The following is a 13,942-nucleotide window of genomic DNA, read 5'->3' on the forward strand; positions in this document are numbered from 1 at the left end:
CGGTTTTTTTAAAAACAGAGCGATCGGGCCTCTCCGGCCCAGAAGACGGATAGTCGTAGTTCAACATGTGTGCCACCACACAATGAATTAGACTAACGTCCTAATGTGCCTGCACTTTTAGTCCAAAACTGACGTCAAACTGCAAGAAATGGCTGGAAAAAACACAAACTGAGAAGCTATCTTGAGGATAGTCCGAGACGGGAAAATCGCCAGTAAAAATGGCCGGATCCGGTCATTGCGACCAGACCCGGATGCCCGATCGGGTCAGGCCGCTTTCTTTTTACGATCACGGGACGCGCGCAGGCTGTACAGTTTTCGTTCCTTGAGCGCATAACGGTTGAGGCCGGCGAGGTGGATCTTGCGCAGGTACATCGACCAGTCAATCTGACGGGCATCCACCGGGAACAGCGCCTGATCCAGACTACCCGTCCGCGCTGACAGAGCCATCAGTTCATCGTTCCGGAAAATATAATCCGGAGCCGTGTAGAAGCCGAAGATGGTCGCCAGCGAACGGGTGGCATCCAGGTTCCGGAGCATTTTCAGTTCCCGGGTGTGGCCCAGCAGCTTGAGCACCCGATCGGTCAGCTTCAACGGGACGCGGACCCCGCCAACCACGGTGTCGAACAGCTTGCGATTCACCGCCACGAAAGGCTTGCTGGGCTGGCGATAGAACAGTTGGTCGTACTCGGCATGGTTGCTCTTGGATTCCGCCATCAGATGGTCGATAAACTCGCCCAGGGAGATCGGGTTGGAACTGCCGCTGCAGCATTGGTAGATGCGGTGAGCTGCTTGCTCGGACAACGCCTCGGCCAGCCCCAGGATGATGGCATTGGCGACAAGATCCACCGGAATGACATCGATGACACCGGAACGCTTGCCCGGGAACAGGGTCACCTTCTCGCGGGCGTAGGCCAGGATGATGGCATCCGCCACCTTCACCCCTTCAATCCAGCCCGGCGCCGGCTCTTCCAGTGCGCTCTCGATGATGGACGGGCGAACAATGGTCAACGAGCGGCCCGCCAGCGCCTTCATCAGCCGCTGCTCGCCCAACCATTTGGTGAAGGTGTAAGTGTCACTCCAGCCGTAACGGTTGGCTTCCCGGATACCCAGCTCCACCAGTTTCTTTTCCAGCAACTTGCCGGAATAGCGTGAACGCACGTCCGCAATCTTGTCTTCGAGCAGGTTGACCAGCTCGTCGATTTCGAAACAACCGCTTTCACTTCGGGGGATCGCTTCACCGGCAGGCTTGATGATGGACTCGGTCACCTGCCCTGCATTCATTCCGTTCACGTAACAGGTGGAGACCTGAATTACTGCCAGCTCCGGGTTGCTGAGTGCCAGTCCGGCGATGTTGTCCAGACACAGGGTGTTGATCGCCAGGGCCTTGTCGAGCTCCTCGCGGAAATTCACGCTCGCGGCAGAGTTGATCACCGCATCCAGGCCGGAGGCCAGGGCGTTGAAATCCCTGGGGGGCAGGCCGAAGCGGGGCTCGGTCACTTCACCGGTGACACAATGGATCTTGTCCTCGACAAAGGCTTCGAAACCCTCGGAATCCTCCGCTCGCAGGCGCTCGAACACGGACGAGGTGGCAATTTCGTTCAGGAACCGGCTCCGGGCATCCGGGTGGCGTTTATTTCCCCGAATGAGCAGGTGTATGCCGCCGATATCCGGCACTGTCCGGATCAGCTTCTCCAGGACAACCTTACCCAGAAAACCGGTGGTACCGGTAACCAGAACCTGCTTTCCGCGAAGTGCATCGAGTACCTTCGATGAAGATGCTTCGGGGGTGATTTGCTGTGTTGCCATGGACGAACTCCTTCTCTGACTGAGCTGGTTAGCCGGATCGATACCTGCCGGGGCGGTGGCCCCGGATCACATCCAACCTTTCACCGGATGGGCTGCATATTACGGGCCACCATACCTTTCTTTGCGATCAATGTTTGCACAATCCCCGTGACAACACGGTGACAAACCGCAAAATTACGACACATAAAACATAAATAAAATGACAAGAAAACAGGCATACCGGAGACACATCTCAGGAGCGGCCACCACCGTGACTGGCGAGGGCGCGAAGCAGCTGATCAATGGAAACGTCCGCCGGCTGCTCCCTCAGAGCCCGCACCAGGCGCTCCTGTTCTCCCAGGCTGATGCGGTCAAACAGGGGTTCGGGGGCTGCCGAAGGCACAGCGGCTGGTTTGGGGTTGTCACTCTCTGGGGGCGCAATCTGGTCTGCCAGATGCCATAAGTGAGTGGCCATGTGCTGCCGGTCCGCGGGCGGCATTTTTTCCCAGGGCATGGCCGCCAGACCGGTCTGGATAAACTCGATGCTATCGGCATCCAGGTTGCGCCCCAGCAGTGCAAAAAAACGGTTGAATGCCTCATAACGCAGCATGGGGTCGATACGCTCACCGAGTACCGAGTCCAGCTCATCCATGGCGGCCGAGAGACGTTCTTCCTCGCTCCCGGGTCGCCCGACACTCTCTTCCTGGTGGTGCAGTTCCGTTTTGTGCCGGCGTCGAAGAACCGACTGCCAGTAACCCGCCACTCCCGATTTTTCCGGTGGCAGGCGGGAAAGGCGGACGTCGAGCATATCGGCGAGGGTGTGAAACTGGCGGCAGGAAGGATCGGATACCGGCAAAGTCGCCACCGGGACTCCGGTCGTCACGGACTGGCGCAGAGTTTCGTCACGCCAGAGCGCGCCGAGATAATGCAGGGAATCCCCCAGATGACGCCCGACGGCACCATCCAGCCGCTGGAAAATCGACTGTGCCTGACTGGCTCCGGATGCCATGTTGACCACTACGCTGGGCACCCGCCGGTAACCACGTTTTCTAAGATTCCGGACCAGAGAAAACACCTGTTTCAGGGAATCGGGATCCGGTGTAACCACCATACAGGCCAGTGCCGCGCTGGCCACCATGTGCAAACCCGGAAGATCGGTGCCGCTGCCGGTATCCAGAATCACATAGTGATAACCGCGTTCCAGCTCATCCAGTGCCGCCAGCGCTGTCATGGCATCACGCTGATCCATGTCCGGGCACCGGTGCAAGCCAGCCGCTCCGGGCAGGATATCGAGATCATAGTCCGCGGTCAGCAGGGCCTCTTCCAGAGCATATTGTGCTTCAAGCACCCCGGAAAGATCTCTGCCTGCCTCCAGTCCCAGCCGTGCTGTGACACTGGAGGGCCCGCTGTCACCGTCCAGCAACAACACCCGTTTACCCTGCCTCGCCAGGGTCAGGCCCAGGTTCAGCGCCACGGAGGTCTTTCCTACCCCGCCCACACCTCCGGCAATGGCAACCGTGTGAGGGTGGTTCAAATTGTGTTTGTCGGTATCCGGTTGAAGGGCCATCTGAATGTGTTCTCATCCCTGGGAAAACAGCGAATAACAAACTAACCTGTAAAAAGTCTACACATATCACAGATGAGATAATATATTGCTCATTAAAACAACAACGAGCGTTTAATAACCGGAAACGATTGTTTAGGATTTCCGGATAACAAGAATGAAACCGGCGTCAGGAAACGACGTCTGATCAGGGTTCGGCAAGGCATGCCTATGGAACTAGCGCCAGATCTACAGCTACCGAGTCTCCCGGAGGTAACGCTGCGGGCGCTCGAGGCTTGTCATGACGACGCCAGTTTCCAGACCATCAGTGGCATCATCTCTGCCGATACCGGACTCGTTGGCCGCGTTCTCTCCCTCGCCAACCTGACCACAGAATCCCATGAAGGCCGCATTCGATCCATCGAGCAGGCCCTGATTTGCCTTGGCCCGCAACGGTTGCGGAGCCTTGTGCTGACCGCAGCGCTGAACCAGCTGCAATTCGGGCTTGGCAACGATGACTGGCGGCAAATCCGGGATTTCTGGCGCCACTCCCTGACCACCGCGCTGACCGCCCGGGCCCTGGCCACGCTCACCGGCTATCCCTACCCCGAAGAAGCCTTCATGCTCGGCGTGCTCCATAACATCGGCGAACTGGTTGCCATTAAAGCCACCACTCCGGATGCCCGCCAGCATTATCTGAACAACCAGTCCGAGGTCGCGGCTGACCTGGTCAGCGCCTGGGGGCTGGGACCAATGGCCGCGGACGCCATGCGCTATCAACAGGCCGCGCCGGAGGAGTCGAGGGACGCCGGCCACCTGGTCAAACTGATCAGCCTGGCCACCCGGCTCGCCCTGTCCGATGCGGCAGGCATTGCCGCTGCCGACACCGTTTTCGGTCTCAGCGAAGAGCTGACCCGGGAGATCAACCGGCGCATCGCCCACGAAGTGACCGGCATCGCCAGTTCCCTCGGGATTGCCCTGGATGACAACTATGACGGCGAGCGGGCAACCCGGGAACTGCAAGAGGTAATCCTCCAGCAGGCCATCGTCAACCAGGCCCTGGACTTCGCCGAACCGGGACAAACCACGGACAGCCTGATTGCCGAGGCCGCGAACAGCCTGGGCCTGATCACCGGGTCTTCCGTCCTTGGTTTTGCACCCAGGGACAAATTCCTCGCATTAATCGCGGGGACAGGAACCGACGCTCCCGAGCTCACGATTTCACCGAATCCGGGCGGCAGTGCCCTGACCGAGGCCTTCAATACCGGCAACCCGGTCAAGCTCACCGGTCGCAACCGCACGGTACTTGACCGCCAGTTGCTGTCCCTGCTTCGAACGCCCTCAATGATAGCCATACCGGTCAACGCCGGCAGCGGATGCGCCGGCGTTTTTGCACTGGGCTCCGATGAAACCAGGCAGGACAGCACTCTGGAGCTGGCAAGTCTTTTCAGTCATCGCCTCGGCCAGATCGTTGCCAACCGCCAAGCCACCGGGCAGATCACCGATTCCGCCGAAAACCTCCAGCAGGAGCTGGACCGCCAGCAGCTCCGCAAACAGGTTCACGAGGTCAATAATCCGCTGACCATCATCCGTCAATACATATACCAGTTACGAAACCGGCTCGATGATCCTGATGTGCACCAGGAGCTGGACATCATCCGCGAGGAACTGGACCGGGCGGGCGACCTTCTGCAACAGATGGGCCAGAAGGGGACGGGGCCGGAACACGCCGGCGGCATCTCGCTCAATGACGAGCTCGACAGCCTCAGCCGCATTGTCGAAGACAGCCTGTTCGATGACGGCAAACGCCGGCTCAGGCTGGATCTGACCGACAATCCCGCCCTGGTAAGCGGTCCCGCCTCGGCTCTGCGCCAGGTCATTATCAACCTGTTGCGCAACGCCTCAGAGGCACTGCCGGAGAGCGGTGGCACGGTCACCTTGAGAACCTCGGCCCCGGTCTGGCAAAACCAGAGAACCTGGGTAGAGCTTGAGATATCCGATACCGGTACGGGCATCCCGGAAGCAGTCCGGGACAAACTGTTCGCGCCGGTGAAAACCACAAAGGGAGACGGCCACAGCGGTCTTGGCCTGAGCATTGTGAAACAACTCGTTGATGACATGGACGGCATCATCGCTTGCCGGACGGGGTCGGGCGGAACCACTTTCCGCATCCTGCTCCCGGCAACGCTCCATAAAAAGAAAACGCCTGATGACAAACCGACGGGTACCGACCAATGAAACCTGAACACGCTGATCAAACCCCGAGCCAGGGGTTCCCGGCCAGGCTCCTGGTAGTGGACGATGAGCCGCGGCTTCTGAGCTCGCTTGCCTCCCTGCTGCGCAGCCAGGGCTACGAGGTAACCGAAGCCGAAGGGGGCGAGCGAGCCTGTGAACTGATTGATCAACAGTCGTTTGACCTGGCACTGCTGGACCTTCGAATGCCCGGCGTGGACGGTTTCGAGGTCATGGCGGAACTGTCCCGCAAGCAACCGGACTGCGGCACCATTGTCGTCAGCGGCGAAAGTTCGTTTGCGGCGGTCAGCCGCGCGCTGCGCCGGGGCGCACTCGATTACATCCGCAAACCCTTCGACCCCGAGGAATTGCTGGCAACCGTCGAGAGTGTCATCAACAAGCAATCCCTCATGCGGGCACACGAACATATCCAGGTGCGGCTGGAAAAATCCGAAGCCCTTCATCGCTATATCGTCAACACCTCGCCGGACATCGTGTTCATGCTCGATGAGGAAGGTTTTATCTGCTTCATCAACAGCAAGGTCGAGTCCCTGCTTGGCTACCAACCGGAGGAGCTCTGCGGCCAGCACTTCCGGCAAATTCTCGACGACCGGGACGTGTCCAAGGGAACCTACGCCCTGAAAGGGGCCAACATCACCGCAGATAACCCGCGCACTCTGGAAGTTCGGCTCAAAACCCGCGGCAGCCAGCAGGCAACCCGTCATTTTGAGATCACGGCCTTTCCGATCGATCCCCAGACCTGGCCACACACCGGTGACAGCCAGATCGGCGCAACCCCGAAATCCGCCCGTTACTATGGCACGGCCCGGGATGTAACAGAGCGCAAGGAGGCCGAGGCGTTCATCAATTTCCAGGCCTATCACGACCTGCTGACGCGCCTGCCCAACCGCGCCCTGTTCAAGGACCGCCTGGAACTGGCGATCGCCCAGGCCCGACGGGGTAAGGAAAAGCTGGCAGTAATGTTCCTGGACCTTGATCGCTTCAAGATCATCAACGACACCCTCGGCCATGCCATGGGTGACCGCCTGCTCCAGGCCGTGACCCAGCGGCTGGAGAAGTGCCTGCGGAAAGGAGACACCCTGTCCCGCTTCGGGGGGGATGAATTCACCCTGCTACTACCGGCGATCCATGACAATGACGACGCCCGGCAGATCGCCAGAAAGCTGATCCGGGCACTTCAGGCTCCATTCCAGCTGGGCGAGCACGAGGTGTTTGTCGGCGTCAGTATCGGGATCGCGGTTTACCCCGAGGCCGGCGAGAACCTGGATCAGCTGATCCAGAACGCCGATATTGCCATGTACCACGTTAAAGGGCGTGGCAAGGATGGTTACCGGTTCTACTCCCAGACCATGAGCGTGGATACCGCCAACCGGCTGAACCTGGAGCGGGATCTTCGCCTGGCCCTGGAGCGGGATGAACTCCGGGTGTTCTACCAGCCTCAGGTCTGTTCCAGGAGCAACCGTATCGTCGGTCTGGAAGCACTGGTGCGATGGCAGCACCCGGAACGCGGCCTCCTGTATCCCGGGGATTTCCTGGCCCTGGCCGAGGAGACCAAGCTCATCGTCCAGCTCAGCGAATGGGTCATGGACCGGGCCTTCCGGGATGTCGGTGACTGGATCCGGAACGGCCATCCGGACCTGCGCCTGGCGGTGAACCTCTCCCCGACCCAGGTGGAGCATCCCCGCTTCGTGGACAATCTTGTCAGGCGGATGACCAAACAGCACTTCCCACCCGACAATCTGGAGATCGAGATCACCGAAAACGTGATCATGAGCGATCTGGACCAGATCAGTCACAAGTTGCGGGAACTGGCGACGGTTGGTGTGCGCATCGCCATCGATGATTTTGGCACGGGCTATTCGTCCCTCAACTACCTGCACCGGCTGCCCATCCATACCCTAAAGGTCGATCAGTCCTTTGTCCGTGCCATTCGCAGCGGCGAGGAGGGAGCCTGTATCGTCAACGCGATCGTTGCCATGGCCCATGGCCTGAAGCTGGAAATCGTCGCCGAAGGCGTGGAAACGGACGAGCAGCTTTCGTATTTGCGCAACCTGGGCTGCCACCAGGTTCAGGGTTTCTTCTACGGGCCCGCACGACCAGCCGGGGAGGTTTTCAAGGCCCTGGAAGAGAGGACGGTCAAAGCCGTCTCCTTCTGACATCAAACTGATTGTCTGACACTCCTAGCAAAATTCTTGACCGGGTTTGCAAAGTGTTGCGTTGCGTTACTTTGTGTATCCGGAAATGCGCAGTACTGCACATAATTCCCCCCACCTGTTCTCTACTCTCGAAGCTCAAGGCGCTGAAACGGAACTCCCTGTTACGAAATCAGGGTCAACAAAGACAATAACGTTTCAGCATCCCCCGAACAGGTACAGGCAACTGTGATCATGCGCGACAAGTATAAGTACATTGGCCCCGTCTACGATTTCCTGAGCAACCTCTACAGCGGCAAGAACATCCATCGCTGCAAGACCGCCATGCTGGATGTGGAAACCGTCCGTCCGGGTGACCGCATCCTGTTCGCCGGTGTCGGCCATGGCCGGGACGCCATCCGTGCCGCCGAGCTTGGCGCCGACGTTACCGTGGTCGACCTGTCCGAAACCATGCTGCGCAAGTTTGCCGAAGCCCAGCAGGAAGAGGCACCGCACCTGAGTATCCGCCGGATTCACAGTGACATCATGAAGGTCGAGGAGTTCGAGCAGTACGACATGGTCGTCGCCAACTTCTTCCTCAACGTGTTCGACGAGGACATGATGGTGAAGGTTCTGGAGCATCTGATTCGCCTCGGCAAGGCAGACGCCCGGGTAGTGGTCGGCGACTTCTGTTACCCCACCGGCAACCTGTTGTCCCGCCTGTTCAAAAAGCTCTACTGGTATATGGCCGTGTTCGTGTTCTGGCTGTTTGCCAACAACGCCTTCCACAAGATCTACAACTACCCGGAACACATGCAGCGGCTCGGCCTCGAGGTCACCGACAAGAAGCACTTCAAGCTCCTGAACATGGACTGTTACTGGTCCATCCTCGGGCGCAAACAGGCCTGACTCCAAGACATTGCCCAAGAACAATAACCCCGGAGCAGAGACATGACGGATCAGATTCTTGCACTGGACAACGCCCGCGAACTGGACAGCGGGAACTTCAGTTTTGCCGAACGGGTGAGTTACCTGAAGAAGTACGGCACCCACTCCCAGTCCTTTTCAACCCTGCAGCCGGGCATGCGTTTCTTTGACCTGCCAGGCATCGGCTACATTGCGTTCATGCGCAAATGGGGTGGCACCTTTGTTCTGTCCGACCCGGTCTGCGCTCCCGAAAACTTCGGAGAGATCCTGGAGCAGTTTCACCATTGCTACCCGAATGCCAGCTACATCCAGGTGTCACGACCGGTCGTGGATTTTCTGCACCAGCGCTTTGGCCTGTTCGGAACCCAGTTCGGCAGCGAATCCCGCATCGACCTGTCCCGCTGGAGTCTCAGCGGGAAGAAAAAGCAGATTCTGCGCACGGCCCTGAACCAGGCACAGAAGAACGGGGTTACCGTGAAGGAACGTTTCAGCGACGATCACACCCGGGAGATCTCCGAAGCCTGGATCCGCACCCGAAAGTGCAAAAGCAACGAAATCCGCTTCCTGATCCGGCCGATGGAGATGTCATACCGGGAGAATGAACGGCACTTTTATGCCTACCAGAATGGCAAGGCGGTGGGGTTCATCTACTTCGACCCCGTCTACCGGAACAACGAGATCATCAGCTACGTACCCAACATCTCCCGGGCCAATGCCGATTTCCGCCAGGGCATCTTCTACACGCTGATGGCCCATGCCATGGAGGTTTTCAGGGCCGAAGGCGTGCCCTACCTGGACCTGGGGCTGATTCCGCTGTCACTGGACAGCACCATGGAACACCAGGAAAGCCGTCTGCTCAAACGCCTGCTGCATCTGGTGTACGAGAAAGGCAATTTCCTATACAACTTCAAGGGACTGGAATTCACAAAGTCGCGGTTCCGGGGCGAGGTATTCAAGACCTACTGCTGCCACCGCCGGGCCATCCCGGCCATGGAGTTCCTGGCCATGTTCAAACTGACCCGGTTGATCTGACCGGGTCCGCCAGCCCACCCCAGCGCGCCTCGATTTGCCGCACCGCCAGGCCCAATGACGCCATGAACCCTGCCAATCCGTGGGGCACCTCCCCGGACAGCAACACCGCACGGACCGGCTCGGGATGCTCGCCCCCGGCGATGGCACCCAGGTCCCGGCCGGCCTCACTGAGCAGGAACTGCACTCTCCGGGCAATGGCATCGCCGGAATCCACCCAGTGCCGGACCTCCGGCAGTGCAGCTTTCAACGCATCCAGCAGCAGAGGGTAATGAGTGCAGCCGAGTACCACGGTATCCACGGCTGACCGCTCCAGGGGGGCCAACACCTCCCGCAGCTCCGCCTCCGGCACCGGAGTTCCCCGTACCAGCTGCTCGGCCCAGCGCACCAGAGCCGGGTGCCCGACCCGCACCACCTGGCAATCACCGGCAAACTCATCGATCAGCCGATCCAGGTAGGGCCGGCGCACAGTGGCCGGGGTGGCCAGCACACCGATCCGGCGATTGGCCGTTTGGCCGGCTGCGGGTTTGATCGCCGGAACCACCCCCACCACAGGCACATCAATCAGCGCCCGCAATCGGGGCAGAACCACGGTACTGGCGGTGTTACAGGCCACCACCACCACGTCACAGGGTATTTCCCCAAGCGCCCGGCGGATCAGGGTGGTACAGCGTTCGATCACCACCGGTTCCGGCTGATCGCCGTAGGGGAAGCCGGCATTGTCCGCCAGGTAGACCAGCTTGGCACCCGGCAGAGTTTCATGAATGCACCGGGCAACGCTAAGGCCACCCACGCCGGAATCGAAAACCAGGATGCGCGGCGCCGGAGCGTCAGTCACGGGTGCCTCCGGCCTCAGCTATCTCCCGCTCCATGAGCCGGATCAGCCGGCCCGCGATGGTCGTCTGCGGTGGCACCGGCGGTGTATCACCGGGGCGATACCAGCCGGCATCGGACAACTCGTCCTCCTGGAGTACCAGTTCTCCACCGGCGTAGTCGGCGAAAAAGCCGACCATGAGCTGGTGCGGGAACGGCCAGGGCTGGGATTCGCAATAGCGCACGTTGGTGACGGCCAGTCCGGTTTCCTCCATGACCTCCCTGGCCACCGCTTCCTCCAGGCTTTCACCGGGTTCCACGAAACCGGCAATCAGACTGTAGAAATGACGTTTGACCCGGGCATTCTTCGCCAGCAGGAAACGATCCTCCCGGCGAATGACCACGATCACACAGGGCGCAAGCCGTGGATACCAGGGAATCTGGCAGGTGTCGCACCACTTCGCCCGTTCGCGGGGATGAAACCCGGTCTCCCCGCCACAGCGGCCACAAAAACGGTGATCCCGCCACCACTGCCAGACCTGGAACCCCGTGCTCAAAAGAGCCGTGGGCACATCCTCCCGCATCAGGATCGCCTCCCGGAGGTTGACCAACTCGAAGCCCGCGGTATCTTCCGGCACCTCGGTAACATAGACTGCCCGTTCACGGATGGAGCCCAGAGCCACCGAATCGGCATCGACACCGACGAGTCGGGGATCATCCCGGCCTACCAGCCAGCCCTCTTCGGGCTTGAGGATATTGGCTCCTGACACCAGCAGTACCAGGTCTTTCGGCTCCGGCCTGTCGGTACTCCAGCCGGGTTTCCAGTCTGTGTCTGAATAGTTCATGCAATACTTCGCTGTGCAAAAACGGTGATGGAGAAATGTACCACATTGCGGCAAGTGCCAAGAATCGCGGGCCGACTTTCCGCACCGTACGCAACCAAGTAAACTTAGCGCCTGTTTTCAGTCACCGGAGCGACGATTTATGCGATTTTACCAGGGCATTCGCAGCCTGATTCTGACCATTCTTCGCAAGATCCTGTTCTTGTGGGTACGGACAGACGTCAGCGGAAACAATGCCGAATCCCTGGGCCTCAATCCGGACAAGCCGGTGTGCTACGTACTCCAGTACAGTTCCCTGTCGAGCCGGCTGGTGCTGGAACAGGAGGTCATCCGCGTCGGGCTGCCCGGTGCAACCGAATCCTTGCCGGTGAAGAACGGGCCCTCCCATTCGTTTTTCTTCCTTTACCGTCGCATCGGCGGCCTGTTCAGCGGCGGTCGCCAGACTCCGGTACCCACCACCGAGTTCAAGTCACTGGTCCGCTACGGCCTGGAGCATCCGGACCAGGACGTTCAGATCGTGCCGGTGTCCATGTTCTGGGGCCGGTCCCCGGACAAGGAGAAATCCCTGGTCAAACTGCTGCTGTCCGACACCTGGTCGGTGGCCGGGCGCCTGCAGAAGTTCCTGATCATCATGGTGCACGGCCGCAACACCTACGTGCAGTTCAACCAGCCGCTGTCCCTCAAGCAGGTGATTGATGAGTACCGGCACAGCGAGGAACGGGCAAACCGCAAGCTTGCCCGGCTGCTGCGTACCCATTTCCGCCGGGTGCGCCAGGCCGTACTCGGGCCGGACCTGTCCCATCGCCGCACCCTGGTGGAGGGACTGGTGCGCACCCAGGCCGTGAAGGAAGCAATCCGCGAAACCGCCGCCAGGGACGATATCCCGCCAGAGAAAGTACGGGCCAAGGCCTACAAGTACGCGGACGAAATTGCCGCCAGCATGTCCGTCGTAACCATTCGCTTTCTGGAGGTGGTGCTGTCCTGGCTCTGGAACCGCATCTACAACGGCATCGCGGTGAACAACATCAAGGTCGCCAAGGAAGTAGCCCAGGACAACGCCGTGGTTTACGTGCCCTGCCACCGCTCCCACATCGATTACCTGCTGTTGTCCTACGTTCTGTACAAGAACGGCCTGATGCCCCCGCATATCGCTGCCGGCATCAACCTGAACATGCCGATCGTCGGGCCGATCCTGCGCCGGGGCGGAGCCTTTTTCATGCGTCGCTCGTTCCGGGACAACCCGCTGTACGCCACCGTGTTCAACGAATACATGCACGTAATGTTCTCCCGGGGCTACTCGGTGGAGTATTTCGTCGAAGGCGGCCGCAGCCGGACCGGGCGCATGCTGTCACCGCGTCCGGGTATGCTCTCCATGACCGTTCGCAGCTTCCTGCGGGATCACCGCAAACCCATCGTCTTCGTGCCGGTCTACATCGGCTATGAGAAAGTCATGGAAGGCCGCTCCTACCTTGGCGAGCTGCGTGGCAAGAAGAAACAGAAAGAGAGCGTGTTCGGGCTGGCCAAGACCGCCCGCAAGCTAACCAATTCCTTCGGGCGGGTTGCGGTGAACTTCGGTGAAGCGATTCCGCTGGCCGACGTCCTCGACGATGTCCACGAGAGCTGGCGCCAGGAAGCCTACGATGCCGAATACCGGCCGGCGTGGCTGACCCGGGCCGTTGACCAGCTTTCACTCCGGGTGGCTTCAAACATCAATGCCTCAGTCGCCGTCAATCCCATCGGCATGACCGCCACGGTATTGCTCGGGACCGATCGCCTGGCCATGGACGAGGGCCAACTGATACGACTGATGGACCAGTATGCCGGCCTGCTGAAGGCCTTCCCCTATGCCAACACGGTCACTCTGCCGGAAGGGTCGGGCAAGGACTGGGTCGCCTACTGCGAGGACATGGGACTGGTCACCCGCCAGCCCCAGAAGCTGGGCGACATTATTGCGCTCGAGGGCAGCAATGCCATCCTGATGACCTACTACCGAAACAACATCCAGCACCTGTTCGCCCTGCCCTCGCTGGTTGCCAGCCTGTTCGAGAACAAGGACTCCCTGCGCCGGGACAAGATCGTGTTCCTGGCGACCGTGGCATACCCCTACCTGCAGTCAGAACTGTTCCTGAAGTATTCCGCCGACGAGGTGGAAGGTGTCATCAATCACTGGATTGATATCCTGGTGGAACAGGGACTGCTGGAAGCCCTCGAGGACGATCGCATTGGCCGTCCCGAGGAAGGCACCGAAGCCATGCTGCGACTGCGGGTGCTGTCCCGGTTCATCATCCAGACCCTGGAGCGCTACCACATCGCCCTGGGCATCCTGCGCAAGTATGGTTCGGGCAAGATCAGCGCTGCGGAACTGGAAGAGCAGAGCACCCTGCTGGCGGAGCGTATGTCGATCCTGTTCGGCCTGAATGCTCCGGAATTCTTCGATAAAACCCTGTTCCGGAATTTCATTGCCAACATGCAGGAGAATGGCGTCATCACCACCGATGACAACGGTTTGATCAACTACGGCGAGGGACTGGAAGAAGTGGCGGACGACGCCCGCCTGGTGCTGAGCGTAGAGAAGCGTCAGGCCATCCAGCAGGTCACCATGCTCGGCGCCTGATCCG

At 59.8% G+C, this 13,942-nt stretch carries 9 protein-coding genes; 5 read left to right on the plus strand and 4 right to left on the minus strand.

Translation table 11 applies throughout. The features are described from left to right. Positions 1 to 264: 264 nt before the first annotated feature. Entirely contained in the window at positions 265 to 1,806 is a 1,542-nt protein-coding gene (locus BM254_RS13670) for a fatty acyl-CoA reductase (RefSeq protein WP_092004754.1), read from the minus strand. A 232-nt stretch (positions 1,807 to 2,038) separates the two neighbouring features. Next, the gene (locus BM254_RS13675; RefSeq protein ID WP_092004757.1) at positions 2,039 to 3,352 is read right to left on the minus strand and encodes a MinD/ParA family ATP-binding protein; all 1,314 of its coding nucleotides are present in this window, start codon (positions 3,350 to 3,352) and stop codon (positions 2,039 to 2,041) included. 207 nt (positions 3,353 to 3,559) lie between these two features. Here BM254_RS13675 and BM254_RS13680 point away from each other — a divergent pair, with 207 nt between their 5' ends. From BM254_RS13680 to BM254_RS13695, 4 genes are all read left to right on the plus strand, one after another. Next, entirely contained in the window at positions 3,560 to 5,566 is a 2,007-nt protein-coding gene (locus BM254_RS13680; RefSeq protein WP_092004760.1) for an HDOD domain-containing protein, read from the plus strand. After that, on the plus strand, positions 5,563 to 7,737 hold the full coding sequence (locus BM254_RS13685) for an EAL domain-containing protein (RefSeq protein ID WP_092004762.1): 2,175 nt from the start codon (positions 5,563 to 5,565) through the stop codon (positions 7,735 to 7,737). Before BM254_RS13680 ends, BM254_RS13685 begins: the two co-directional genes overlap by 4 nt. Before the next feature lie 231 nt (positions 7,738 to 7,968). Then, positions 7,969 to 8,622: a class I SAM-dependent methyltransferase gene (locus BM254_RS13690; RefSeq protein ID WP_092004765.1), complete on the plus strand. Its 654-nt coding sequence runs from the start codon at positions 7,969 to 7,971 to the stop codon at positions 8,620 to 8,622. 42 nt (positions 8,623 to 8,664) lie between these two features. After that, positions 8,665 to 9,672, plus strand: coding sequence for a DUF2156 domain-containing protein (locus BM254_RS13695; RefSeq protein WP_092004769.1), 1,008 nt, complete (start codon positions 8,665 to 8,667; stop codon positions 9,670 to 9,672). On the opposite strand, the gene murI is transcribed toward BM254_RS13695, so the two are convergent. Then, on the minus strand, positions 9,650 to 10,507 hold the full coding sequence (murI, locus tag BM254_RS13700) for a glutamate racemase (RefSeq protein ID WP_092004772.1): 858 nt from the start codon (positions 10,505 to 10,507) through the stop codon (positions 9,650 to 9,652). The two genes, BM254_RS13695 and murI, sit on opposite strands and share 23 nt — an antisense overlap. Then, entirely contained in the window at positions 10,500 to 11,327 is an 828-nt protein-coding gene (gene nudC / locus BM254_RS13705) for an NAD(+) diphosphatase (RefSeq protein WP_092004775.1), read from the minus strand. The genes murI and nudC overlap by 8 nt, the downstream gene beginning before the upstream one ends. A gap of 139 nt (positions 11,328 to 11,466) precedes the next feature. Here nudC and plsB point away from each other — a divergent pair, with 139 nt between their 5' ends. Continuing rightward, on the plus strand, positions 11,467 to 13,938 hold the full coding sequence (gene plsB, locus BM254_RS13710) for a glycerol-3-phosphate 1-O-acyltransferase PlsB (protein WP_092004780.1): 2,472 nt from the start codon (positions 11,467 to 11,469) through the stop codon (positions 13,936 to 13,938). Positions 13,939 to 13,942: the final 4 nt, after the last annotated feature.

Origin of the sequence: Marinobacter pelagius (assembly GCF_900114925.1) — a bacterium.
GTDB lineage: Bacteria > Pseudomonadota > Gammaproteobacteria > Pseudomonadales > Oleiphilaceae > Marinobacter > Marinobacter pelagius.

Bases quoted from the DNA above. Each gene is read 5' to 3' on its own strand.
- BM254_RS13670 (WP_092004754.1), bottom strand. From the start codon at position 1,806: ATGGCAACACAGCAAATCACCCCCGAAGCATCTTCATCGAAGGTACTC.
- BM254_RS13675 (WP_092004757.1), bottom strand. From the start codon at position 3,352: ATGGCCCTTCAACCGGATACCGACAAACACAATTTGAACCACCCTCAC.
- BM254_RS13680 (WP_092004760.1), top strand. From the start codon at position 3,560: ATGGAACTAGCGCCAGATCTACAGCTACCGAGTCTCCCGGAGGTAACG.
- BM254_RS13685 (WP_092004762.1), top strand. From the start codon at position 5,563: ATGAAACCTGAACACGCTGATCAAACCCCGAGCCAGGGGTTCCCGGCC.
- BM254_RS13690 (WP_092004765.1), top strand. From the start codon at position 7,969: ATGCGCGACAAGTATAAGTACATTGGCCCCGTCTACGATTTCCTGAGC.
- BM254_RS13695 (WP_092004769.1), top strand. From the start codon at position 8,665: ATGACGGATCAGATTCTTGCACTGGACAACGCCCGCGAACTGGACAGC.
- nudC (WP_092004775.1), bottom strand. From the start codon at position 11,327: ATGAACTATTCAGACACAGACTGGAAACCCGGCTGGAGTACCGACAGG.
- plsB (WP_092004780.1), top strand. From the start codon at position 11,467: ATGCGATTTTACCAGGGCATTCGCAGCCTGATTCTGACCATTCTTCGC.